The following is a 25,198-nucleotide window of genomic DNA, read 5'->3' on the forward strand; positions in this document are numbered from 1 at the left end:
CGTGAATCTTAGAGCATTTCCAGTGAACGGCTAGCCCAGAACCGAAAAACTGCTTTCTTCGTTAATTGGCCGCTTTCGTGAATAGAACCCAACGTCGACCGACCGCTTGATATATGGCAGTTCGTATTGCAGTGGTTGCGTGTCGTGATCCGCACCGCCCTCGCAATAGTCAATCAACGCCGTCATCATCTTGCCAGCGATTGGGGCGTTTTTGTATTGATTCCCACTGGTACCACAGGCCATGTAGAACCCCGGTAGGCTGGACTTGTCGTAGATCGGAATCCAATCGGTCGACGCATCATACAAATCGACGACTCCGCGCGTTTTCGAAGGAATACCAAGGCTGGGCACGCGTTGCGCGTAGCGCATGGCTTGGGTTGTCCACTGATCCGTAAAGTCGTGATTGTAATGAACGTCGTCTTCACACCACTGATGCGGATCGCATTCCGGATCTTCAGACCCAACCAGAATGTGATTTCCGTGTTCGGGGCGGCAGTAGCAGGCAATATCGCTGTCCGAAACGATCGTTCCGTCATTTTCGAAATCAAAGCCTTCGGGCGCCGGAACATGCACCACCTCTTGCCTCAGGGGGCGGGTTTCGATGGTCATATCATCCAGAACTCCGGCCATTTTGTTGACGATCGCCGACCCCGGTCCGGCAACGTTTACAATCACCTTTGCACGAATTTCCTCGCCCGAGGCGAGTTTGACACCCGCCACGCGCGCGCCCTCGGTCAGAACTTCAACAACCTCAGCGCCGGTACGCACCTCTGCCCCGTGTAGTTTGGCGGCGTCCATCAGGTTTTGCGCGGACAAGGCTGGGTCAGTGACATAACCAGCTTGTGGCCAGAACACGCCGCCACGCATCTTACGACCGTTTGGCTGACCAAACTCCGGATCATCCATGCGTTTGGCGGGGGCAAAGCTGTCCTGTGAGTAAACCGGCAGTCGTTCGGCGACTTTCTCGGGCGACCATTCCTCGAACGGGCAATCCAGATCGGCACTGTTGTGCTTGTGCTTTTCCAGCAGACCGTTGGCATCGGTCTTCATAACCAAACAGCCGGTTTCGCGGAACTGCGCTAGGTTGGCGTCTTCAGGCAGGCCAAGATAGTCGGCCCAGTCACGCCAGTAGTGATATCCCTCCCATGCGAAGGCCGTTCCGTCGAAGGTTGAATAGTGCATGCGGATGATCGCGCAGGATCCGGCGGTCGAGCCGTGACCAACTTGGCTGTTGCGATCCAGCGACAGGGTCTTCCAGCCCGCCTTGGCCATCTCGAATGCGATGGCTGCTCCGATGACACCGGTTCCGATGATGATTGCGTCTGGTTGGCTCATTCTGTGTCTCCTTCCGAAAAGCGCTTTGAATAGGCGCTGAATTCCTCGACTTCCTCGGCCCTTGGTTCGACGCCGGTGAAGACGTAAAGATAATGCGGCACCATCGACAGCCGCGTTGCCATCGGCTCGTTCAACTGGGCCAGGTCATATCCGATCTGCATGTAGTAGAGCACCCGCGCCCGGGTTTCGGCCTCGATCTCGCAATAGCCATGGCGCGCGAACATTGCATGAAGGGCCGCCAACCGTCGCGCATCCGACTGGTCCAGCATCCGCCGCACCTTGCCCGAACGCCGCGCCCAGTCGCGAACCGCAAAATCCAGCGCCGTGTCGAACAGCGCCGTGTTCACAACACATCGATGCACGTTGCAAACGGCTGCCGTGATGGTTTCTGCAGGTGCTTCAGCCTGCGCGATCAAGGCTGCCGTGTTCGTGGCCTGCCACCGCGCCAGAAGCGCATCCAGCAGTTCCTGACGCGACTTGAAGTACCAATAGAATGAAGACCGTGACACGGCCATCCGCTCGGCCAGGTTCAGAACCTTGATCTGGTCCACACCATCCGAGATCAGAACATCCATCGCAACATTCAGCCAGTCATCACGCGTGACCTTGATGTTGCCGACCAGTGGTTCAGCCTGAGGATCATCCCTGTGCAAGATCGGTTTTGTGTTCATTCAACTCTCCGGCGGTGCGCCGCCCTCGGCAGTACGTCGGGCAATAAAGTCATGCAATGCGCCCAGCCTGTCACTGTCGCTGGTCGGGGCTTTGAAGTCATGCAGAATGCCCTTCCAAACACCTGTCGCGCGCTGATTGGCATCCATCGATCCACGTTCAGCCCAGGTGCCAAAATTGGCATAATCATGCACGTGGGGTTGGTAGAATTCGGTATTGTAACGCTCCATGGTCTGGCTGGAGGCAAAGAAATGGCCACTCGGTTCGACCTCGCGCAGCGCAGTGTCAAAGCCGATCTCGGCCTCTCCGGCCTGCGCACCAGCACAGAGTTCGGCGACCATGTTCAGCACTTCGGCATCGCAAACAAGCTTTTCGAATGACACTGTCAAGCCGCCCTCCAGCCAACCTGCCGAATGAATGATCACCGTGGCCCCGGCCATCAGGCAGCCCCAAAGACCGAACTGGTTTTCATTTGCCGCCTGCACATCGTTGGTGTTGGAAGCTGACCCTGCCGCAGACCGCCAAGGCAATCCCAGATACCGCGCGAGTTGCCCGGCCGCGAGTGAAGCCTGAAAATGAGAAGGCGTCCCAAAGGCAGGGGCACCTGACTTCATATCCACATTGCTGGTGAATGTGCCGTAGCAGACGGGCGCACCGGGATTGGCCAGCTGCGTCAGTGTAAGAGCGGCCAGCGCCTCGGCATGAGATAATGTGATCGCTCCGGCCACAGTGATCGGCGCCATAGCCCCCATCAAAGTAAAAGGAGTGATGATCGACATCTGGCCGTGTCGGGCAAAGTCGATCAGCCCTTGCGCCATTGGAATATCCAATGTTCGGGGGCTGTTGGTGTTGATAATTGTGTAGCAATGCGGATTTCCGCGAAACGCATCGTCCGACAGACCCCGCGCCGTCGATAGCATCTCAAAGCAATCCAACACCTGCGGCGTCCCACGAGAGAAGAAGAACGGGAACTTGTCGGTTAGTTCCATCTGGGCCTGCGTCGTGAAGTAATGACGCAAATGGGTCGGCACATCCTGCGGTTCGACCTGAGGCGAGATCATCTGGAACACATCGAAATGATGCGTGAGTTTCAGGAAATCCAGATAATCCTGCCCGGTCGCAGGACGGCGCCCCTGTTCCAAATCTGTGGCATTCGGGGCCCCGGCCCCCGGCTGAAAGACCAGCGAACCCAATTCCAAGGTGAAATCCCGGTGTCGCGCCCCGGCACGGCATGCGATAGATTTGGGAGCCGAGGCAATCGCCGCCTCAACAATGTCGCGCCCGACAAAGACCATTTGACTGTTTTCATCCACCCGTGCGCCCGCTTTTTCAAAGATACGGAACGCTTCGGGCAGCAGAACCTTGACCCCGAGCTCTTCAAGCGTACGCAGTGCGGTTTCGTGCATGTCCGCGATCTGGTCCGCCGGGAACACTTCCATTGCCGGAAACGGGTTTTTTAACTGTCGATAGTTCACATCGCGGCTGACCGGCGGGGCAGCATCCGCCCCGCGCCCGCGCCGTCGTCTGCCCCGCTCTGAGGTCTGCGCGACCATCCTCAGCCCCTCATCGCTTTGCCTTGCGGATCATAGGGCGACGGCGCGACCACGCGGGCCGGGCGTTCGACACCCACCACATGAACGGACAATTCGGTGCCCGCTTCGGCTTTGTCACGGTTCACCAGCGCCATCGCCAGCGACTTGCCAGTGTAGTGCCCATATCCGCCGGACGTGACGAACCCAACACGTTCCTCACCCGCCCAAACAGGCTCGTATCCGCTGGCATCTGCGTCCAGCGCATCGACCTCCAGTATCACCTGAATCTGATCCGGTCCGTTGCCATCACGTTCGGCCACAGCCGCGTCTTTACCAACGAAATCCTTATCCCAGTCGATCCAGCGATCCATCCCTGTCATGCCCGGTGTGTAGGCTTGGGTAAATTCCGCCGACCAGATGCCAAAGCTTTTTTCAAGACGCGTCGACAGCATTGCGTTGAAGCCGCATTCGCGAATGTCCTCCTCGGCCCCGGTCTCAAGCAGCATCCGGCGCAGCTTGATGTGATCGCCATAGCGGCAATTGATCTCGTACCCCTTTTCACCGGTCACTGACATACGCGCGACGCGAGCGCGCACCAGGCCAATATCGAAATCACCGCAGCCCATGAATTTCAGGCCCGAGATGTCCTGTTCAGCCAGCTTTTCGATGACAGCCTGCGATTTCGGACCAACAACCGCAAAGCCACAATATTCTTCGCCCAGATCGCGGACATCCACGCCATCGATCATGTGATCGTCGAACCAGCGCATGTGCCAGGCACGCAGGTAATAGCTGCCCATGATCCACCAGGTGCCGTCGCCCCAGTTCAGCACGGTAAGATCGCCTTTAAGACGCCCGTTCTCACCCAACATCGGTGCCAGTTTCGCCCGACCCGGCACAGGCAGTTTTGAGGCCATGACTTTGTCGAGCCAAATTTCTGCTTTCGGGCCTGAGACTTCAAAACGGGAGAAACCCGAGATATCCATCAAACCTACGCCTTCGCGGATCGCCTTGCATTCCTGGGCGACGATATCATGCGCGTTTGACCGCTTGAGGGTCGGCGTTTCCTCGAATCCTTTCGGCGCAAAGTACAGCGGCACTTCAAGATTCCAGCTTACCCCCCATTTGCACCCAGCCTCGGTCATCGCGTCATGGGCCGGGGCCATTTTCAACGGACGGCCCGCAGGCAGTTGCTCGTTCGGGTAAGTCATCACGAAACGACGGGAATAGAACTGCCCCGTGGTTTCGCGGATGTACCGTTTATTCTGAGCGAAATCGCCATAGCGCGCCACGTCCATTGGCCATGCATCGGCCTCTGGCTCGCCATGAATCATCCATTCGGCCAACGTCTTGCCAACACCGCCACCTTGTAGGAAACCCGCCATCACCGCACAGGCAGTCCAGTACCCGCGCTTTCCCGGAACAGGCCCGACCAGCGGGTTGCCGTCTGGCGAGAAGGTAAAGGCGCCGTTGACCCAGGTTTTGATGCCCACGTCCTGAATTGAAGGATAGCGTTCGAAACCTAGCGTCAGCTCGTTCTCGATGCGGTCAAGCTGTTCTTGAAACAGCTCTTCGCCATAGTTCCAAGGGGCGCCATCCATGGCCCAGTGTTCGTGATCAACCTCATAGATCCCAATCAGAACACCCTTTTGGTCCTGCCGCATATAGGTGAACCCTTCGAGGTCGACCGTCATTGGCATCTCAAAGTCGGCAGCGGCCACTTCGGGAATGGAATCGGTGATCAGATAGTGGTGTTTCAATGGTGAAACCGGCAATTCCACACCCGCCATACGCCCCACCTGCTTGGCCCAGAGGCCCGCGGCATTGACCACATGTTCGCACGTTATCGTGCCTTTGTCGGTGACGACTTGCCAGCCATCGTCGGTCTGGATCAGCTCTTCGACTTTGGTTTCTTCGTAGTACTCGCCCCCCCGCTTTTTAGCGGCAGTAGCATAGGCCTGCACGGTGCCGGTGGTGTCGATGTAACCCTCTCGATCAGCCCACATGGCACCCAGCACGCCGTCAGTGGACATGATCGGGCAACGTTTCTGAGCCTCTTCCGGCGTCAGCAATTCGCAATCATCTATGCCGATTGACTGGAAGATGCGGTAGTTCGACTGCAACCATTCCCAACGTTCCGGGGTGCCGGCCAGCGTCAGGCCCCCGGTCATGTGCAGACCGATATTCTGACCTGACTCTTTCTCGATCTCGCTCAGAAGGTCGATGGTGTAAGCCTGCAGCGACGCCATGTTCGGATCGGCGTTCAATGCGTGAATGCCGCCCGCTGCGTGCCAGGAAGACCCCGACGCCAGACGTCGGCGTTCCAACATGACGACATCGGACCAGCCGAATTTGGCCAGATGATACAGAACCGAGGCGCCTACTACACCGCCCCCGATGACCACGACACGATACTGGGATTTCATCCCAACCTCCCCTGCATAGATTCTCAGGAGACGCTAGTAGCACTGTTCACTTCTGTCTAGACATTTCTGTACAGTAGTTACCTTGTGAAATTAATCGAAACATTCGTCAGTTTTTACAGGGACGCGCTGGGGCGGGATTTCACAGCGTCAAACCAAGACTGAGTGGCTGTGTTTCCCTCAGGGATCCGCGTTTTCACAACCCGCGCGAAATCGACAAAAACAAAGGTCGAGATATCCGCAAGCGTGAACATCTCACCCGCAACAAATGGGCTTTCCTTTAGCCTGTCCTCCAGCAGGTCGAAGAACAGCCTCGTCCTGTCAAAACCTCGCTGCGCCAGGTCCGGGATCTGGGGGTAGTTGACGGGACCGGGGATAGCCCTGTCCGCAAATGCAGGGTGTGTGTTCCGCAGGGCCTCGGCAATCGGCATGCCGCCCTGTTGCTCGACAATTGCGTTCCACATCAGGACCGATCCTTTTTCATCAGGCGTCCGCCCCATCAACGGCGGTTCCGGAAATCGCGCTTCAAGGTAAGCAGCAATGCCCAGATTTTCGGTCAGCACCGTCCCCTCATCCGTCATCAGAACCGGTATCGTGGCGCGGGGGGTCACGACACGAAACGCCTCGGTCAGTTGTTCACCTTTGGCAATCGAGATATCGCGGATCTCGATCTCCAACCCTTTCTCGGCTATGAACATACGGGCGCGGCGTGGATTTGGGGCCGTGGAGCAATCATAGAAAATCATCGTCTGCCTCCCTCGCGGATCAACGGCGGTAGATAAAGCAACGCCCATCAACCGCACCATCGGGCAACGGCAATTCGGTCAGTGTATCAAAGTACATCCGATCGCTGGAAACCATCAGCCCGCCCGGCGCCAAAAGAGGCTCAATCAGAGGCGAAACAAACCGTGCAAACGCATCGTTCTTTTCCCGGTTGTGCCCACCCAGATCAGCGTGGATCAAACTGGCAGATGCACCGAACCGTTCAACAGATGCTGGTAAAGTCTCGCGCACATCGCCAAGGATAACACGGTCTTCCGGTGGTGTGGAATCCGGATGGGACGCGACCGCCCGTTCAAATACATATACCGGACGGCCCTGAATATGCTGCACCAAGTGGTGATAGGTTCGACCGTTTCCCAGGCCCAATTCGAAAACAGGACCTGTCATGTCGTTGGTTTGCCCAATCGCGAAATCCAGGCAGGTACGCTGCGACACCATGCGATCAATAAACAGATCCAGTCGGCTTTGATTCTCGGACACGGGAAATCTCTCCTTGATACCAGTCGCCAACATAGATGTGGTCGACGCCGCCTGTGATGGCAAAAACTCAAGACTTTGTGTAGGACAGAAGTCCAAAGTTTCACATTTTCACGGCATTTCAGCCCAAGAACGGGTTTGACTAGTCGGGCAGAACCGGGCGACACTGCACAAAAAAACACGGGGAGTTGATTTAGCCGATGTTATCGAACGGCCAGCCGGGTGGAAAACCCGCATGAGCGCGTTGTTGTCTGTCAGAGACCTCAGCATTGGCTTTGGCACGGCAGAATCTGTTGTCACAGGTGTGAATTTTGATGTTGAGGCCGGGCAAACACTTGCACTGGTCGGTGAATCCGGTTCGGGGAAAACGATATCGTGCCGGGCCGCTTTGCGTATTCTCCCCCGCATCGCCCAAATTCGCAGTGGCACCATCACCTTGAACGACTCCAAGGGGCTGGCAGAGCTGACGACGATCAGTGAACGCGAAATGCGAGATATTCGCGGCAACCGGGTCTCGATGATCTTTCAGGAACCCATGCGATCGCTGTCCCCTTTGCACAAAATCGGCAATCAGGTCAGCGAAGTTTTGTGGCTGCACCGCAATGCATCCGAAGCACAGGCGCGCAAAGAAGTCCTGTCCCAGTTCGAACGTGTGGGTTTTCCTGACCCTCAACGCGCCTACGATTCTTATCCGTTCGAGCTGTCTGGTGGAATGCGCCAGCGGGCCATGATCGCCATGGCCATGGTGTCAAAGCCTGAACTGCTGATCGCAGACGAACCCACCACCGCATTGGACGTAACCACCCAAGCGCAGGTCCTGGGGCTGATCAAGGAACTGCAGCGCGAAACCGGAATGGCGCTGATCCTTGTCACCCATGATCTGGGTGTCGTCGCCAATATGGCCGAGAAAGTCGTGGTCATGCACAAAGGTCGCGTGATGGAGGCAGGTCCAGCCGCCCCTATCCTCACCAACCCGGCGCATCCCTATACCAAACAACTGTTTGACGCGGCACCCGAAATTCCGGATCAGGATGCCGTCGGCCTGCCGATGCCGAACAAAGATCTGATCCTGCAGATGAAGAATGTGTCGAAAACCTACACCATGCGGTCCAGCAAAGGGTGGCAGTCTGACAAGGCAATCCATGCCTGCCGGGGCGTCGACTTGAATCTGGCGCGTGGCAAGACGCTGGCAATTGTCGGCGAAAGTGGCTCGGGCAAAACCACGGCGGCCCGTATCGCCCTGGGCGCCGAACTTCCGGATCCGGGCGGTGAGATTCTGTTCCGCACGTCGCCGGACGAGGATCCGATACCAGTTCATCAGATGACACGCGCCCAGCGCACCGCGTTTCAGCGCAAGGCGCAAATGGTGTTTCAGGACCCCTACAGTTCGCTTAGCCCGCGGATGCGGATACAGGATGCCATGACCGAGCCGCTGGAGATTCACCGCATCGGATCATCCTCAGAACAACGGGACAAAGCATCCGAGATGCTGCAACGCGTTGGCCTGAACGCAGATATGCTCAAACGCTATCCACATGCCTTTTCAGGTGGGCAACGACAGCGTCTTTCGATTGCGCGTGCGATGATGCTGGATCCGCAACTGATTGTCTGTGATGAGCCCACCTCGGCACTTGATGTGTCCGTTCAGGAACAAATCCTGACCCTATTGGAACGGCTACAGGACAGCTTGAATCTGTCCTACTTCTTTATTTCCCACGACCTTGCCGTTGTAGCGCGCATTGCTGACGAGGTCGCTGTTATGCGGCGCGGTCTTGTCGTGGAACAAGCCCCACCCGAGACCCTTTTCTACAATCCGCGCCACCCCTACACCAAGGCGCTGATTGCCGCTCAACCCGAACCCGACATCAATCGCCCAATCGACCTGAAGATGGTTTCACTGGGTGCCGGCGCGCCGGACAGTTGGGACGAAGCCTTTCGTTTCTCGGACACCGTGATACCTTCACTGGTGGAATTGGAACCAGGCCATAAGGTACGTTGCCATGTATAAGACCACTCGCACCCTGATCCTGGCCGCTTCGCTGACCGCTGCGTGGATGTTGCCCGCTGCGGCAGAAACCACGCCTGCCCCGCAAGAAAGCGGGTTCTGGGCAACCGAAGTAAATGCCGGCGATCTGCCGCCCGTCCAAGATCGCCTGCCCAAGGAGCCATTGGTTGTTGATCTGGCTGCAAAGGGGCGCGACTTCGGAACGCCTGGCGGCACCCTGCGGACAATGGTGACCCGATCCAAGGACATCCGGCAGATGGTCGTTTACGGTTACGCGCGATTGGTTGGGTTTGACCAGGGTTACAAAATTGTCCCCGATCTGCTGTCTTCGTACGAAACCGAGGGCAATCGCAAATTCACGCTGAACCTGCGCGAAGGGCACAAGTGGTCCAACGGAACACCGTTTACCTCGGAAGATTTCCGCTATTGGTGGGAAGATGTGGCCAATAATGAATTGCTCAGCCCGTCAGGTCCACCGGATTTCCTGATCGTAGAAGGCAAACTGCCAACGGTCTCATTTCCCGATGAGACAACGGTGATCTACGAGTGGGACGACCCAAACCCCGATTTCTTGCAGTCGTTGGCACAAGCGCGGCCCCCGTTTATCTATCGCCCTTCTGCCTTCCTGAAGCAGTTCCACGAGAAGTTCGCGGATCAGGAAGAGCTTGCTTTTCACGTCGAAGATGCCCGTGTCAAAAGCTGGGCGGCGCTGCACAACAAGCTCGACAACCTTTATAAGTTCGACAATCACGAACTGCCCACCTTGCAACCCTGGCTGAACGCCAGTTCTGGCAAGAAGATCCGGCACAACTTTGTGCGCAACCCTTATTACCACCGGATTGACAGTAACGGGGTCCAGCTTCCGTATATCGACGTTGTCGAGATGGAAATCGTCGCCCCTGGCCTGGTGGCCGCCAAAACCAACGCTGGCGAAAGCGACTTGCAAGGCCGAGGCCTGGCCTTTCGGGATGCGTCGATCCTGAAAAAGGGTGAGGCAAATGGCGGATACAAAACGCTACTTTGGAAGACCGGGGTCGCCTCGCAGATTGCGATCTATCCCAACCTGAACTTCGATGATGAAGGCTGGCGCAATGTTTTGCGCGACGTGCGGGTCCGCCGTGCACTGTCCCTTGGAATTGACCGCAAGACCATCAATCAGGCGCTGTACTTCAAGCTAGCGCATCCCGGCGCTATGTCGGTGCTTCCGGCTTCGCCCTTTTACAGCGAGGAAAACGCTCAGTCCTGGGCGGCCTACGACGTAGATCAGGCCAATGCCCTGCTCGACGAAGCCGGGTTGGATAAGCGGGACAAGTCGAGCATCCGCCTGCTGCCGGACGGTCGGCCAATGGAACTGGTGATCGAGACTGCGGGCGAACGGCAAGAAGTCGAAAACGCATTGCAAATCGTAACCGACACATGGCGGGAAATTGGCGTCAAGCTGGTGATGCGCCCGCTGGATCGTGACATCCTCCGCAATCGTGTATTTGCGGGGAACACCATGGCTTCGGTCTGGTTCGGTTGGGATGACGGCATTCCGCAGGCCCATACCTCACCCGCCTATCTGGCACCGACGGATCAGGTCTTTCTGGCCTGGCCCAAATGGGGACAATTCTACCAAACCAGCGGTGAGGTCGGCGAAGCCCCGGACATGCCCGAGGCTGAACGCCTGATGGAACTGGCACACAATTGGGAAATTGCTGCAAATGATGAAGAGCGCGAAGCGGCTTGGACCGAGATGCTCAATATCCATGCGGATCAGTTATACGCAATTGGGATTTTGAATGGCGCGCCTCAGCCGATCGTGGTGTCGAACCGTTTGCGCAACGTCCCGGAACAAGCCATGTGGGCCTGGGAGCCCGGAGCACATTTTGGTATTCACCGCCCGGACGAGTTCTTTTTCGCCGACTGACAGGAGCAGCTAAATGATCATGCTGCGCTATGTGGTGTATCGCTTTTTCACGATGCTGCTGACGTTGTTGGTGGTCTCGGTTTTGATATTCATCATCATCAACCTTCCACCCGGCGACTATCTGAGCAACCAGATTGCAGAACTTCAGGCCTCGGGCCAGTCCGCAGGTGTCGCCAAGGCAGAATTCCTACGCGCTGAATACGCGCTGGATCGCCCAATGTGGGAGCAATACCTGATCTGGATGGGGTTCTGGCCCGGTCCGCACGGATTCTCCGGATTGCTGCAAGGCAACTATGGCTGGTCGTTTGAGTTTGATCGTCCCGTGTCTGATATCGTCGGTGACACATTGTGGCTAACCGTTGTCGTCAATCTGGCTGCAATCCTGTTTGTCTACGCTGTCGCCTTGCCGCTTGGTGTTCTCGCCGCCGCCAAATCCCGGACATGGATCGATTATACATCGGCCTTCGTGGGGTATCTGGGTCTGGCAACACCAAACTTTCTGCTGGCGCTGATCCTGTTTTACTACGGGCACCAGTATTTCAACCTTCCCATTGGCGGTCTGATGGACCCGTCCTTTGAAGGCGAACCCATGAGTTGGGCAAAGCTGAAGTCCATCCTGATCCACCTGATCGTCCCCACCTTTGTGATCGGCACCTCTGGCGCCTCGGCCATGATGCAACGCTTGCGCGCAAACATGTTGGACGAGTTGGGCAAGCCTTATGTGGAAACTGCTATCGCCAAAGGCATGGCACCGGCCCGGATGCTGACAAAGTATCCGCTGCGTGTCGCCTTCAACCCCTTTGTAGCGGACATCGGCAACCTGTTGCCTTCGATGATCTCGGGCTCTGTTCTGGTTTCGGTGGTTTTGGGTCTGCAAACCATTGGTCCCACCTTGCTGACGGCACTCAAGACACAGGATCAGTTCCTGTCGGCCTTTATCCTGATGTTCGTTGCCTTGCTGACACTGATCGGCACCATGATCTCGGATATCTTGCTGGTCATGCTTGACCCACGCATCCGATACGAAGGGCGCGAAGCATGACCGACCGCAACGACGACCGCTTTGTCGACGACGCTCCGTTTGATCCTCAGGCGTCGGTCCAGCAATTAGAGCGTGCGGACCTGGACGCCCCGAACTGGGTGTTGGTCTGGCGTAAATTCAGAACGCACAAATTGGGCCTTATCTCGGGCATCTTCCTGCTACTGTGTTACCTGCTGCTGCCTTTTGCAGGGTTTATTGCCCCCTATGGCCCGAATGAACGCAACGGAGAGCACCTGTATGCCCCGCCACAATCGGTCAACTGGTTCCATGATGGCGCCTTCATAGGCCCATATGTCTATCCGATCGTGGCCGAGGCTGATCTGGAAACGTTCCAGTGGAAATTTGTTCCTGATACCGAAGATCCACGCCCCATCCGGTTTTTCTGCGAAGGGTCCGAATATCGGCTGGCCGGGCTTATCCCGACAGATACGCATCTGTTCTGTGCCCCAGAAGGCGCCACTTTGTTCCTGTGGGGGTCCGACCGATTGGGCCGCGACATTTTCAGCCGAATTCTCTACGGGGCGCAATTGTCGCTAACCGTGGGCCTTATCGGCATTTCGGTTTCGTTTTCCCTTGGCATCCTGTTCGGTTCGATGGCCGGATACTTCGGCGGCCGTATCGACTGGGTCATCAATCGGGTGATCGAAGTCTTGCGATCATTGCCCGAATTGCCCTTGTGGCTGGCCCTTTCCGCAGCGGTGCCGTCTAACTGGAGCCCGGTTGCGGTCTTCTTCATCATATCGATCATTCTGGGCATCCTCGATTGGCCCGGGCTGGCCAGATCCGTGCGCGCGAAATTCCTGTCGTTGCGCGAAGAAGAATACGTCAGGGCTGCTGAGATGATGGGCGCAAGTTCAGGTCGGGTGATCCGCAAGCACCTTCTGCCCAATTTCATGTCTCACCTAATCGCCTCGGCCACCCTTTCGATACCTGCGATGATCCTTGGGGAAACTGCGCTCAGCTTCCTGGGCCTAGGGCTGCGCGCACCCGCTGTCAGTTGGGGTGTGATGTTGAACGATGCGCAAAACCTAGCTTCGATCGAAATCTACCCATGGACTGCCATCCCGATGCTACCGATCATCATCATTGTGCTGGCATTCAACTTCCTGGGTGACGGGCTGCGCGACAGTCTGGATCCCTACCAGCAATGAGCTTGCTGTCATCCCTTCCGGCCGTGGACGGCTACCGGAAAAAGGGCTCTGGCGCGCTGCCCAGTGCATTTGCAGTCTCGGAACTGGCCACCGCAAGCGTCGCTGCTGTGGGACAGGAGATGGCGCGTCTGATGACGGCACTGAACCTGACACCGACTTCACCCGAGGTCACAGTCGATCACCGGCTGGCGTCGCTTTGGTTTGGATACTCCTTCAAACCCGACGGCTGGGACATGCCCGATCTGTGGGATGCAATTGCCGGTAACTACCAGGCCTCTGACGGCTGGATCCGGCTGCACACCAACCTTCCGCGTCACCGAGATGCAGCCCTGAGAGTTCTGGAAACACCTGCAGACAGGGTCGCTGTTACTCAGGCTGTCAGATCCCGAGCAGTCGCAGAACTTGAGGCCGCTATCGTGGCGGAAGGTGGGGTCGCGGCGGCTATGCGCAGCCGCTCTGAGTGGCAAGACCACCCACAAGGCCGCGCCGTTGCCCGCGACCCTTTGATTGGCTGGCAAGGACCTCGAAGCATCAAACTGCGTGATCGATCTCAGGCGACTGCGGCGCGTCCTCTGGCCGGGCTGCGCGTCCTCGACCTGACCCGCGTTCTAGCCGGGCCTGTCTCGACCCGAACACTCGCTGGGTTTGGTGCCGAAGTTCTGCGTATCGATCCTCCGGAATGGGACGAGCCCGGCGTGATCCCGGATATCTCACTAGGTAAAGCCTGCGCATATCTTGATGTGAAAACGCCAGAGGGGTTTGAGCATCTGCAAGACCTGCTAGCGAGGGCCGATGTCTTCGTTCATGGCTATCGACCCGGCGCGCTGGATGCTCTTGGGCTAACAAAATCCAAGCGGGACGAACTGGCCCCGAACAGGGTCGAGGTCACGTTGGACGCCTATGGATGGCAAGGACCATGGTCATCGCGGCGCGGTTTCGACAGTCTGGTACAGATGAGCGCTGGCATCGCTCATGCGGGGATGGGCTGGGCAAGCGCCGATAAACCGACGCCCTTGCCCGTTCAGGCGTTGGATCATGCCACCGGATATCTGATGGCCGCCTCAGTGCTATCTGCGCTGGCCGAGGCTGCGTCGGGCAATTCGATCATGCATGCCCATCTGTCGCTGGCCCGAACGGCCGAGTTACTGGCGGTTTTGGGCAAAACAGGATCAGACGATAAAGCAATCGAAGCCACTGATAAGGACTACTCAGCGGCAACCGAGCCGTCCGGCTGGGGCCCCGGACACCGCCTCAAACCGGCGTTGAGTGTTGGAAGGGCCAAGATGCGGTGGTCGAGCCCGGCCTCGAAACTGGGCACAGCCGAACCGAATTGGCCGTCCCTGACCACCTGACCAACCGCCGCGCGGAACGCGCGGCCCGGCCCAACGCATTGGGTAATGTCTCGTCAGAGACGTTGTCCAATGCGGCGGGAGACCTCGTTAACGGTCATCTCCGCCAGGTCCGATATCATCAAGGTAATCCTCATCAATTGCCGCCTGAACCGCACCGGTCACTGCTTCGCGCTCTCTGGGCGTCAGGTCTTCCGTGTCTTTGTTATCTGCCAGACGCACCGTAACCTCACGGTGGGCAAAACGAATGTCCTCACGCGCAAACAGCTCTCGGATATCCTGATACACACGTTTGCGCACCAACCACTGATCGCCCGGCTTGGTCATGAATTTGACCCGGATGATCATCGCCGAATCCTGCATCTCGATCACGCCCTGCGATTTGAGCGGTTGGATGAAGTTTTCCCCTATTACTGGATCGGTAAGCAACTCCTGCCCCAGCTTCTTGATCAATTTGCGCACCTTTTCGACATCCGTGTCATAGGTCACACGCAGCGGCAGTTTCATGATCACCCAATCACGCGAGTAATTGGTCAGCACTTTGATTTCGCCAAACGGAATGGTGTTCAGCGCGCCTAGGTGATGGCGTAACTGGAACGAGCGGACCGATATTTTCTCGACCGTCCCTTTCACATCCCCGATGTCGATGTACTCTCCCTTGCGAAAGGCATCGTCCATCAAAAAGAAGGCCCCGGAAAAGATGTCACGCACCAGAGTTTGCGAGCCAAAGCCGACGGCCAGACCGACGACACCAGCACCCGCGAACAATGGGCTGACGTTTATGCCCAGTTCCATCAGAACAATCAGGGCAATGGTCACGACAACCACAGCCAGAATAGCCCCACGGAACAGCGGCAACAACGTGGCCAGCCGACTTTGTCCGCCATCGCCGCCCTCATCACCCAGCTCTGCGTCGCCAACTTCCACCTCTTCTTCCGCGATTTTACTGTCGATCCAGATACGGAAGAAGTGGAACAGGATGTAACCCATGAACAGGATGACCATCACATCCAACGCCCGTTCAATCGGCAGGTCCTCACTCCAACTGGCATCCGGGTTCCAGATCACCACAAGCGCATACAGACCGACGACAAAGGCCAGAATCCCGGCCACACGCCGCGCCAGATCTTCATAGGTCAGGATCGTGTGTTTTCTCTGCTCGGCCTCAGGAGTTTCCGTTCCTTCGCTGGGGTCATCCTCGCCATCGGCATCGCTGTTGATTTCTTCCAGCCGGCGATTGCGGTCAAAATACCGTTCAAGCAGATAGTTCATCGCGCCATAAGCCACGACCACGGACATGAAAATTGCATAGCTGCTGGCCACGATCGGCAGCGAGTTCTCGTTTTCCAGAACCAGGTCGACCGCCAGCTTGAACCAGCTGAACACCATGTAAACGATCAATACCGGCGCCCATCCATAGGAGATGAAGCGCAAAATCCACGACACCTGATCCGCCGCCCGCCCACCGCGGATTGCATGTGAAATAGCGCCCGCGTTGAACAGGATCATCAAAACATTGCCGACGGCCCCCAACATCGTCAGCCCGCCATAGACCATCGCGTATACGTTGTAGTTCAGGCCAAAATCAGCCACCCAAGTCGAAAACAATGCCACCGAGATGTCATATGTCGCCAAAGCTGACGCCCAGTAATACAGCCGCTTTGCATGGCGGTCAGAAAAGGGCGGTAAACGGTACTGGCTCAGATATGGCGACAGAACCATCCGCCACAGATCCGAGGCTGTGCGAGACAAGAAGAAGGCTGTAAAGACGGCCGTCACTGTAAACTGGATTGAGATATCTTCGGATTCGCCAAACACCAGATACCCGACGATCAGCGCCATCAGCATGGCAAAAATCGTAGCTCCAATTCCTGTCAGAAAACGCATTACGAGGAACGGCATCTTCTCACGGTACCCTTGCGGGTTTTCTTTTATCTTGGCGACGACATATCGCTTTGCGATACGCTTGCCGTAAATCTCGATGGACAGCCATCGCCCCAGCAAAAGGAACAGGATGTTCCAGCCCAGAACTTCAAAATAGGTCTGTATTCGACCATCCGGACTGGTCTGTCGCAGAATGTACTGCACTTCAAAAACTGAATAAGGCAGCGCTTCAAGACGTGATTCCACCGACTCGCGGAACTTCGAAAACCGTTCCTGCGCCTTCATCAGCTGCGACCCGTTGGCCATCGGGTTGTCCGACGCATCCTCATCAACGGTGGTCCCACCCGGTGTCGTCGCAGTTGCGACCTGTCCAGCGCTATCAATCACGATGACGCTTGCACCCGCTTCGCTTGCAGCCCGGATCGCAGCGGCCAGATCGCTGTCACTCGTGGTTTCAGCCTCGTCGCTTGACCCCGTCGGATACCCCGGTATCAACGATGTTTGCGCCGCCACGCTGACAGGAAAGGCCAGAAAAAGGGTCCAGAATGCCAGGACAAGTCCGGCCAGAAAGTTTGGTTTCATAGGGTCTTGTATCCAATTTTTCCGATGCGGGCAGATTACAGAACCACATGGGTCTATACAAATCTTCACAGCCGACAATCTCAACATCGTGTCGAGACGTGTTCTCGGCGCACAAGACCACTGCGGGTATTTTCAATTCAGGGAAAATTGACTATGACCGATTTTGTGTCTGAGTGCCGTCCCGTTTGCTGTTTTCTCGATCATTCTGCGACCAATGCCAAACTCTGGTGCGATATGCCGCGAATCCATCAATATCCTGTTGCCAAATCGCAATGCTTAGCACATTTGCGGGAATACGCTTCTGCCTTTGGCAAGCGCCGCCAAGGAATGTAAGATAACGTCTGCGAACGCGCGGATACCGCCTAACGACCTAGAAGACAGGCAAATGTATGAGCCTAAGCATAGCTAAAACCAAGTCGAACCGCGCGCCGCGTATCCTGTTTTACAGTCATGACACGTTCGGGCTGGGCCATCTGCGGCGTTCGCGCGCCCTAGCTGCGGCGATGACGCAGGCAGATCCCAGCGCATCTGCGCTGATCCTGACGGGATCACCCGTTGCTGGCCGATTCACCTTTCCACGTCGGGTTGACCACGTGCGGCTGCCGGGCGTGACCAAGCGGGCTGATGGGTCTTATGCCGCGCGCACGATAGGGATGGGCATCGATGAGGTCACCGAACTGCGTTCGGGTCTGATTCAAACGGCGGTTCAACAGTTTAATCCTGACGTGTTGATCGTCGACAAAGAACCCACAGGGTTCCGGGGTGAGCTGCTGCCAACGTTGAAGCAAATGGAAAACGATAGTGGCATCAAGCTGATCCTTGGCTTGCGCGACGTTCTGGACGAACCCGAGGTTCTGGCCGCCGAATGGGCCCGCAAGGATGCCATCGCCGCGACAGAGCGGTTCTATCACGAAATCTGGGTATATGGATTGCGGTCAATCTACGATCCGACTGAAGGGCTGCCGCTAAGCCCCGCTGCTCAGTCCCGTATCCACTGGACCGGTTACCTGCGTCGCGATCTTGGTCCGATCGGTGAATCCCCCGAACAACCCTATATTCTGATTACGCCCGGTGGTGGTGGTGACGGCAAGGCCATGGTCAATCTGGTTTTGTCCGCTTATGAGAAAGACCCCAACCTGTCGCCTCGCGCGGTACTGGTTTACGGCCCTTTCTTGTCAGGCGAGTTGCGCGAGGAGTTTGAGACCCGCGTCGCCGCACTGGATGGTCGCGTCACGGCGGTCGGGTTTGAATCCCAGATTGAAACACTTTTTGCCGGTGCCGCCGGTGTGGTTTGTATGGGTGGCTACAACACGTTCTGCGAGGTTCTGTCCTTCGACAAACGCGCCGTCATCGTCCCCCGCACCACCCCGCGTCTGGAACAGTGGATCCGGGCATCACGCGCCGAGGGTCTGGGTCTTGTGCGAATGTTGGACGAGACCCGCGATGGTTTGACTCCCGACTCGATGATCCAAGCCATCCGCAACCTGCCGCATCAAAACTTACCGTCGCAGACTATCCAGGACGGTTTGCTGGACGGGCTGGACTACGTCACTGATCGCATTGATACATTGCTAAGCCGGGAACAGGAACGGGCCACCGGATGACCACGACCGCCCCCAAGTTGGCGGTGTTGGTCAAAGGCTGGCCACGCCTGTCTGAGACGTTCATCGCCCAGGAACTCGTTGCTTTGCAGGATGTCGGGCATCAGTTTGACATCTGGTCGCTGCGCCACCCGACCGACACCAAACGCCATCCCCTGCACGACCGGTTTACGGGACAGGTGCATTACCTGCCCGAGTATCTTTTTGACGAGCCTCAACGCGTTTGGGCGGCGCGACATCGTGCCCAGCACTTGCCCGGTTATGCCGAAGCCTATGATGTCTGGCGCCGGGATTTGCGCCGGGACCCAACGCACAACCGCATTCGCCGCTTTGGTCAGGCTTGTGTATTGGCCGCAGAATTGCCTGAGGCGACACAAGGCCTATATGCGCATTTCATGCACACACCCTCTTCGGTCGCGCGATACGCGGCGATCATGCGCGGTATCCCGTGGAGCTTTTCAGCCCATGCCAAAGATATTTGGACATCGCCTGACTGGGAAAAGCGAGAAAAGTTGCAGGCCAAAACCCATGGCGCCCAATTTGGTGCAACCTGTACGGCCGTCGGTGCGGACCACCTGCGTGGGCTGGCAGACGACCGGGGGCGCGTCGATCTAATCTATCACGGGCTGGACCTGACCCGGTTTCCGACACCACCCAAGCGCGCGCAGCGCGCAACTGATAGCTCGTTTCACATGGTGTCTGTCGGGCGTCTGGTCGAGAAAAAAGGCTTTGACCGCCTGATCGACGCGTTTGCCTTGCTGCCCGCATCGCTCGATTGGCACTGGACTCACATTGGCGGCGGCTCTCTCGGCGACGCATTGTTTGAACGGGCCGAGGCCACGGGAATCGGCCACAGGATCACCTGGCAGGGCCCGTGCGATCAGCCGGAAGTGATCCAGGCCATGCGAGCTGCCGACTTGTTTGTACTGCCAAGCCGCATCGCAGCCGATGGTGATCGCGATGGGTTGCCCAATGTCTTGATGGAAGCAGCCTCGCAATTGCTACCGATCTTGTCGACGCCAGTGTCGGCCATTCCAGAGTTCATCGAGACAGGAACGCATGGCGTTCTGTCTGATGACAACCCCGCATCGCTGGCCGCCGCAATATCAGCGATGGCGTCGAACCCTGGAAATTCAGCTCGGATGGCCGACGCCGCCTACCACCGCCTGATCGCTGAGTTCAGAATGGACCCCGGCATTGCGCGTCTGTCTGCGCGGCTGAATGCTTTGTGTTCGGATGCAGCGTAATGGCCCGAGTTGCCTTTTATGCACCGATGAAAGCTCCGGACAGTCCGAAACCTTCGGGCGATCGCGAAATGGCCCGAAACCTGATGAAAGCCATCGCAGCTCAAGGTGATGCAATCGATCTGGTGTCCCGTCTTCGTATCTATGACAAAACGGGGAACCCTTCCCTGCAAAATACGCTACGTGACACGGCGCAGGTTGAAGCAAAACGGCTGATCGCCCAGATGCCGTTGGATACCGACCTTTGGGTGACGTACCACAATTATTACAAAGCCCCCGATTTACTGGGACCCCAGGTTTGCGCGGCAAGGGGAATCCCCTACATCCAACTGGAAAGCACCCGCGCCTCCAGCCGTTTGATGGGTCCGTGGGCCGGGTTCGCGCAATCTGCGCATGATGCGTGCGATGCCGCCCATACAATCTTCTACCACACCGCAAATGACCTGATCACATTGGAACGAGACCGGTATCGTGATCAGGCATTGGTCGAACTTCCACCCTTCTTGCCGATCTGTGATTTACCCTTGGAAACTTCTGGCCATGGTCCGATTCTCGCGGTTGGAATGATGCGGCATGGTGACAAATTGGCGTCCTACGCAATTCTGGCCGAGTCCTTGTCTTTGTTGAAAGGCGATTGGCGTCTGGAGATCGCAGGCGATGGCCCTGCCCGGGCCGAAGTCAAAGCCCTTATGGCACCCTTTGGAAACAAGGTTGAATTTCTGGGTGAACTAAACCGTGATGCTTTGCAGGACGTATATGGGCGTTCATCTTTTCTGGTATGGCCTGGAGTGAATGAAGCATACGGTATGATCTACCTTGAAGCGCAGGCAGCGGGTCTGCCGGTGGTCGCACAAGACCGGCCCGGCGTGCGGGATGTGCTGTTCCCATCTGATTACCCGCCGGTCAGCGCAGGCTCAGTGGGTCTTGCCAAGCGTATGCAACAGTTTCTGAATGATCCGCTCCTCTGCCGTTCTATTGGCTCAAAGGCGCGCGACCATATCGGGCACCACCATCTGATGCCCAAAGCGACCGAACAATTCTGGTCTACCATTCGTCCAATGCTAAAGGCATCGTCATGACCCGGTTGGCCTTGCTCCGTCACGGACACACAGATTGGAATCGGGCCGGGCGCATTCAGGGGCGCAGTGACATTCCGCTGGACCAGACCGCGCGGGATGACTTGTCGGGGTACGATCTTCCCGATCACTGGAAAGCGGCAGACATCTGGTCCAGCCCGTTGCAGCGTGCCAGCGAAACCGCCCGCCTTGTTACCGGCCAACCGCCCCGGATGTCTGATGCGTTGATTGAAATGAACTGGGGAGACTGGGAGGGCCTGCGCGGAGTAGATCTGATTGCGGATGCCGACAGCGGCTATAAGCATATCGAGGATTGGGGATGGGACTATCGCCCCCCAAACGGCGAAAGTCCGGCCGAGGTCTGGGTCCGGTTGTCCCCTTGGGTTTCAGGTCTGCGGTCCGATACGATCGCCGTTTGCCATATCGGGATCATGCGGGTCATTCTGGCGAAGGCCTGGGGTTGGGGTTTCAACGGCCCAGCGCCGTTCAAAATCAAACGCAATCGGTTCTATATCGTTGATTTAGCAGATATGTCTCCCGACGCTGATCCTGTTCGCCTGATTAACCGAAAGGCCCTCTGATGAAGGTGATGATCATCGTCACGCATTTGCTGGGCACGGGCCATCTGAGCCGCGCTTTGACACTGGGACGGGCTTTCGCCGAGGATGGGCATGACGTTATGGTCACGTCAGGCGGCATGCCTGCGCCGCAGTTGAACAGCGACGGCGTGACATTGTTTGGGCTGCCGCCGTTGCGATCTGATGGGACAGATTTTACCCGACTGCTGACCGACCAAAATGACGTCACCGATGACGCCTATAAAGCAGCCCGCGCAACCGCACTGACCCAGGCGGTTCAAAGCTTTCAGCCGCAGGTTTTGATCACCGAGCTCTATCCGTTTGGGCGCAGATCGCTAGCTGCCGAATTCGACGCGGCCCTGACCACCGCGCAGGGCCTTTCCAACAGGCCACTCATACTCGGATCGATCCGTGACATTCTGGCGCCCCCGTCAAAACCGTCGAAGGCCACCCGTGCTGACGACATTGTCGAACGCTATTATGACGGCATCTTGGTGCACTCCACCGAAAGCATAACACCATTGTCTGTCAGCTGGCCGGTCTCGGAAAAACTGGCCGCGCGGTTGCACTACACTGGTTTTGTTGCACCTGAACCGCCCCGACCCCACCCTGAAGCTATCGGCCAGGACGAGGTTCTTGTCAGTGCCGGTGGCGGGTCAGTGGGGCAGCCGATCTTTCGTGCGGCCATCGAGGCCGCCCGAAAGATATCCAACAGGCGCTGGCGCCTGTTGGTTGGTGGACAGGACGCCAAAATCCGTATTGCCGAGCTGGCTGAACTGGCAAAAGGTGCGTCAGTGACATTGGAACCCGTGCGCCCGGATTTTCGCCAGATGCTGCCTCATGCCGCCGCCTCGGTCAGTATGTGTGGCTACAACACAGCGTTGGACTTGCTGCAAAGTGGTACCCCTGCCGTATTTGTTCCGTTCGATGACGGCAAAGAAGTTGAACAGGGGCTGAGAGCCCACAGTTTGTCCGAGCTGCCAGCGATTGAAGTTCTGGCCAGTCAAAACCTGACCGGTGCGACCTTGGCCAGCGCTGTCGAGCGTGTCATTTCCGATGGGCCTCGTCTTCCGCGGGATCAGGGATTTGATGGTGCGCAGCAGACAGTCGAAATCACAAAGCGTCTTCTGGAGAAACTCCAATGATCCCGGGCTGGCAGCCGCTTGATGCCGAGCTAAAGCTTTGGCTTGATCAGGGGATCTCTCTGCCACTGTGGTGGCGAGACGATGATACGGTCAGTCGGACCCCTCAGTTGGACAGGCTGTCCGACATGTCGGAGCAGTTGGGTCTTCCGGTTCATCTGGCAATCATACCGCGCGACGTTGATCCCGATTTGGTAGCCTACACCTCGCAACGACCAACTCTGGTTCCCGTTGTTCACGGCTGGGCGCATATGAACCATGCGCCAAAGGGCGAAAAAAAATCTGAGTTCGGATTGTATCGCCCGCTGGAGGACATTGTTGCTGATGCGCGGGCGGGCTATTCAAAGCTCAAAGACCTATTCGGCGACGACCTCCGCCCCATGTTCGTGCCCCCCTGGAACCGCATCGATGCAGAAGCGGTAGCCCGGTTGCCAGAGGTTGGCTTTCGCATCCTCTCAACCGCAACGCCCCGCAAACAAGCGCAGGCTGCACCGGGTTTGGACCAGATCAACACACACATCGACCCGATTGACTGGCACGGAGGTCGTGGATTGATCCCCGCTGATACGTTAATCATCCGAACGGCTGATCTGTTGCGGGATCGTCGCGAAGGGCGTGCCGACAACACCGAACCCTTTGGCGTATTGACCCACCATCTGGTCCATGATCAAGACATTTGGGACTTTACCAAGGCGTTGCTGCGCAAACTCGTGGATGGTCCCGCGAAAATCTGGACTGCCCCAAGAACCTGATAAGGACGTTCCCCGATGAGCCGACTGGATTCCATGCTGCGCCGCCTGACTGCCCAGCGCGACGGGTTGAATTGGGCCGCGGCCCAGATTGGCGACACGCCCGGTGACATTCTGGACATGGGGCTAGGTAATGGCCGCACCTATGACCACTTACGTGAAATCATGCCTGATCGCAGGATCTGGGTGATGGATCGGGTTTTGCAATGCCACCCTGACAGCACCCCACCGTCCAAAGATTTTCTGCAGGGCGAAGCCGGGCCCATGTTGTGCAAACTGGCGGATGCCGGCCACAAAGTTGCAATGGCGCATTATGATTTCGGACGTGGCATCAAGGATGAAGATGTGGACGAGGCTGCCCGCCTCAGCCCGCTGATCGCGCGCGTGATGCAACCCGGAGGTCTGTTGATCTCAGGACAACCGCTTGTGGGCTTCGAGCAGATCAAAGGGCCCGAAACCATCGCCCCGGACCGCTATTTGTTTTACCGCGCCTGATCTGAGTTTTTGTCGCGCCCTGTCAGGCAACGCGCCGCCCGCGCGACCAGACCGCGTTCAAAGCCGGAACTCCCGCCCGCATGCGAAACCGGATCAGATCAGCACGTGCGCCGGTCCGTAGATCGCCACGATCCTCCAATCCCGCAGCCCGAGCGGGTGCAAGCGTTACGGTTCTGATACCGCGCGCCATATCACCCCAAAGCTCTCCCAGCCTGGCAGCGGACAACAACAGAGCCGCCGGTACATAATCCGAAGACATGATATCCAGATGTCCAAGCTCGGCCAGTTCCTGCGCCGCGACGTTGCCGGAATGAGAGCCCCCACGGATAATATTCGGTGCGCCCATCATGACCTTGATGTCGTGATCATGGCAGGACCGCGCGGCCTCGACCGTCGTTGGAAATTCGGCAAGGCGAATACCGTGATCTGCCGACACCCGTACCTGATCCTCGGTCGTGTCATCGTGGCTGGCCAAGACAGCCCCAAAACGTCGCGCGGCTTTGACTGTTTCAATCTCATGTCGATCGCCGTTGCGATCCCTCAACCCTTTTAACTGGGCGACATGCTGCATGAACGTGTCATCATCCATGGCATGCTTACCTTTCAGGTAAGCCTCAAGCTTGGCCATATCCCGAAACTGTCGCTGTCCCGGCGTGTGATCCATGATCGAGACAATACCCACCCTGTCCCCGCGATCAAACTGATCCAACTCTTCAACGAGTGTTTCCGAACAGACCTCGGCCCGCAAATGCAGGAAATGACTGATTTTCAGCGCATCCTGTTCGCGCAACTGCCAGAGCTCTTGGGAAAGGCCGCGCGCGTATTGCCTGTATCGCGCCGCACCTGACGGGATCGATCCGACCCGCATGGCGTCAAACACTGTCGTGATCCCCGTGCTGGCCAGTTCCGCATCATGGGCCAGGATCGCCGCCGCGTGGGGCCAATCGACCTTGGGGCGAGGTTGGATATGACGCTCCAGGTTATCGGTGTGCAGCTCGACCAATCCCGGGCTGATATAGTCGCCCTCACAATCGATTGCGCCTTTTGGAACCGAGACTCCTGTGTCGATGTCGGCAATGTTATCGCCCACGATCCGAACGCTGCCGGTGACAGTCTCGTCAGGCAGCACAATCGTGGCATTGGCAAGGATCAAGTCTTCTGTCATCTGAACT

Annotated in this window: 20 protein-coding genes; 12 read left to right on the forward strand and 8 right to left on the reverse strand. The window is 57.3% G+C overall.

Annotation, left to right across the window (positions count from 1 at the left end; genetic code table 11):
* Positions 1-30 precede the first annotated feature (30 nt).
* The 6 genes from D9K61_RS16895 to D9K61_RS16920 all read right to left on the reverse strand — a co-directional run bounded on the left by D9K61_RS16895 (position 31) and on the right by D9K61_RS16920 (position 7,255).
* On the reverse strand, positions 31-1,335 hold the full coding sequence (locus D9K61_RS16895) for an FAD-binding oxidoreductase (protein ID WP_120634358.1): 1,305 nt from the start codon (positions 1,333-1,335) through the stop codon (positions 31-33).
* Positions 1,332-2,006, reverse strand: a complete 675-nt coding sequence (locus tag D9K61_RS16900; protein WP_120634359.1) for a TetR/AcrR family transcriptional regulator — start codon at positions 2,004-2,006, stop codon at positions 1,332-1,334. The genes D9K61_RS16895 and D9K61_RS16900 overlap by 4 nt, the downstream gene beginning before the upstream one ends.
* Positions 2,007-3,557 (reverse strand): trimethylamine methyltransferase family protein, encoded by a 1,551-nt coding sequence (locus D9K61_RS16905; RefSeq protein ID WP_120634360.1) that lies wholly within the window; start codon positions 3,555-3,557, stop codon positions 2,007-2,009.
* 2 nt (positions 3,558-3,559) lie between these two features.
* A complete protein-coding gene (locus D9K61_RS16910) occupies positions 3,560-5,962 on the reverse strand; it encodes an FAD-dependent oxidoreductase (protein ID WP_120634361.1) in 2,403 nt (800 codons plus the stop codon).
* A 113-nt stretch (positions 5,963-6,075) separates the two neighbouring features.
* Complete coding sequence (locus D9K61_RS16915; RefSeq protein ID WP_120634362.1) at positions 6,076-6,705, reverse strand: glutathione S-transferase; 630 nt, start codon at positions 6,703-6,705, stop codon at positions 6,076-6,078.
* A gap of 19 nt (positions 6,706-6,724) precedes the next feature.
* Positions 6,725-7,255, reverse strand: a complete 531-nt coding sequence (locus tag D9K61_RS16920) for a class I SAM-dependent methyltransferase (RefSeq protein ID WP_120634363.1) — start codon at positions 7,253-7,255, stop codon at positions 6,725-6,727.
* 199 nt (positions 7,256-7,454) lie between these two features.
* On the opposite strand from D9K61_RS16920, the gene D9K61_RS16925 reads away from it, so the two are divergent.
* Genes D9K61_RS16925 through D9K61_RS16945 form a run of 5 tightly spaced genes read left to right on the forward strand, consistent with a single transcriptional unit; the run spans position 7,455 to position 14,678 of the window.
* Positions 7,455-9,227: an ABC transporter ATP-binding protein gene (locus tag D9K61_RS16925; RefSeq protein WP_120634364.1), complete on the forward strand. Its 1,773-nt coding sequence runs from the start codon at positions 7,455-7,457 to the stop codon at positions 9,225-9,227.
* Positions 9,220-11,133: an ABC transporter substrate-binding protein gene (locus tag D9K61_RS16930; protein ID WP_120634365.1), complete on the forward strand. Its 1,914-nt coding sequence runs from the start codon at positions 9,220-9,222 to the stop codon at positions 11,131-11,133. The genes D9K61_RS16925 and D9K61_RS16930 overlap by 8 nt, the downstream gene beginning before the upstream one ends.
* A 13-nt stretch (positions 11,134-11,146) precedes the next feature.
* Positions 11,147-12,175 carry an ABC transporter permease gene (locus D9K61_RS16935; RefSeq protein ID WP_120634366.1) on the forward strand — a complete coding sequence of 343 codons (1,029 nt, stop codon included), beginning with the start codon at positions 11,147-11,149 and terminating at the stop codon, positions 12,173-12,175.
* Entirely contained in the window at positions 12,172-13,326 is a 1,155-nt protein-coding gene (locus D9K61_RS16940; protein ID WP_120634367.1) for an ABC transporter permease, read from the forward strand. The genes D9K61_RS16935 and D9K61_RS16940 overlap by 4 nt, the downstream gene beginning before the upstream one ends.
* Positions 13,323-14,678 carry a CoA transferase gene (locus D9K61_RS16945; protein ID WP_120634368.1) on the forward strand — a complete coding sequence of 452 codons (1,356 nt, stop codon included), beginning with the start codon at positions 13,323-13,325 and terminating at the stop codon, positions 14,676-14,678. Before D9K61_RS16940 ends, D9K61_RS16945 begins: the two co-directional genes overlap by 4 nt.
* Before the next feature lie 87 nt (positions 14,679-14,765).
* On the opposite strand, the gene D9K61_RS16950 is transcribed toward D9K61_RS16945, so the two are convergent.
* Positions 14,766-17,141 carry a mechanosensitive ion channel domain-containing protein gene (locus D9K61_RS16950; protein ID WP_120634369.1) on the reverse strand — a complete coding sequence of 792 codons (2,376 nt, stop codon included), beginning with the start codon at positions 17,139-17,141 and terminating at the stop codon, positions 14,766-14,768.
* A 389-nt stretch (positions 17,142-17,530) separates the two neighbouring features.
* Between D9K61_RS16950 and D9K61_RS16955 the strand changes: the two genes are divergently transcribed.
* Genes D9K61_RS16955 through D9K61_RS16985 form a run of 7 tightly spaced genes read left to right on the forward strand, consistent with a single transcriptional unit; the run spans position 17,531 to position 24,026 of the window.
* Positions 17,531-18,745 (forward strand): glycosyltransferase family protein, encoded by a 1,215-nt coding sequence (locus tag D9K61_RS16955; RefSeq protein WP_174235109.1) that lies wholly within the window; start codon positions 17,531-17,533, stop codon positions 18,743-18,745.
* Positions 18,742-19,989 (forward strand): glycosyltransferase family 4 protein, encoded by a 1,248-nt coding sequence (locus tag D9K61_RS16960; protein WP_120634370.1) that lies wholly within the window; start codon positions 18,742-18,744, stop codon positions 19,987-19,989. The genes D9K61_RS16955 and D9K61_RS16960 overlap by 4 nt, the downstream gene beginning before the upstream one ends.
* Positions 19,989-21,065: a glycosyltransferase family 4 protein gene (locus tag D9K61_RS16965; RefSeq protein ID WP_120634371.1), complete on the forward strand. Its 1,077-nt coding sequence runs from the start codon at positions 19,989-19,991 to the stop codon at positions 21,063-21,065. Before D9K61_RS16960 ends, D9K61_RS16965 begins: the two co-directional genes overlap by 1 nt.
* Positions 21,062-21,643, forward strand: a complete 582-nt coding sequence (locus D9K61_RS16970; RefSeq protein WP_120634372.1) for a histidine phosphatase family protein — start codon at positions 21,062-21,064, stop codon at positions 21,641-21,643. The genes D9K61_RS16965 and D9K61_RS16970 overlap by 4 nt, the downstream gene beginning before the upstream one ends.
* Entirely contained in the window at positions 21,643-22,785 is a 1,143-nt protein-coding gene (locus D9K61_RS16975) for a glycosyltransferase family protein (RefSeq protein WP_120634373.1), read from the forward strand. The genes D9K61_RS16970 and D9K61_RS16975 overlap by 1 nt, the downstream gene beginning before the upstream one ends.
* A complete protein-coding gene (locus tag D9K61_RS16980) occupies positions 22,782-23,534 on the forward strand; it encodes a polysaccharide deacetylase family protein (protein WP_120634374.1) in 753 nt (250 codons plus the stop codon). Before D9K61_RS16975 ends, D9K61_RS16980 begins: the two co-directional genes overlap by 4 nt.
* Before the next feature lie 15 nt (positions 23,535-23,549).
* Positions 23,550-24,026: a class I SAM-dependent methyltransferase gene (locus D9K61_RS16985; RefSeq protein ID WP_120634375.1), complete on the forward strand. Its 477-nt coding sequence runs from the start codon at positions 23,550-23,552 to the stop codon at positions 24,024-24,026.
* Positions 24,027-24,048: 22 nt separating this feature from the next.
* On the opposite strand, the gene D9K61_RS16990 is transcribed toward D9K61_RS16985, so the two are convergent.
* Entirely contained in the window at positions 24,049-25,191 is a 1,143-nt protein-coding gene (locus D9K61_RS16990; RefSeq protein ID WP_120634376.1) for an alpha-D-ribose 1-methylphosphonate 5-triphosphate diphosphatase, read from the reverse strand.
* Between the last annotated feature and the right edge of the window lie 7 nt (positions 25,192-25,198).

The organism is Ruegeria sp. EL01, from assembly GCF_900313035.1.
Lineage (GTDB): Bacteria > Pseudomonadota > Alphaproteobacteria > Rhodobacterales > Rhodobacteraceae > Ruegeria.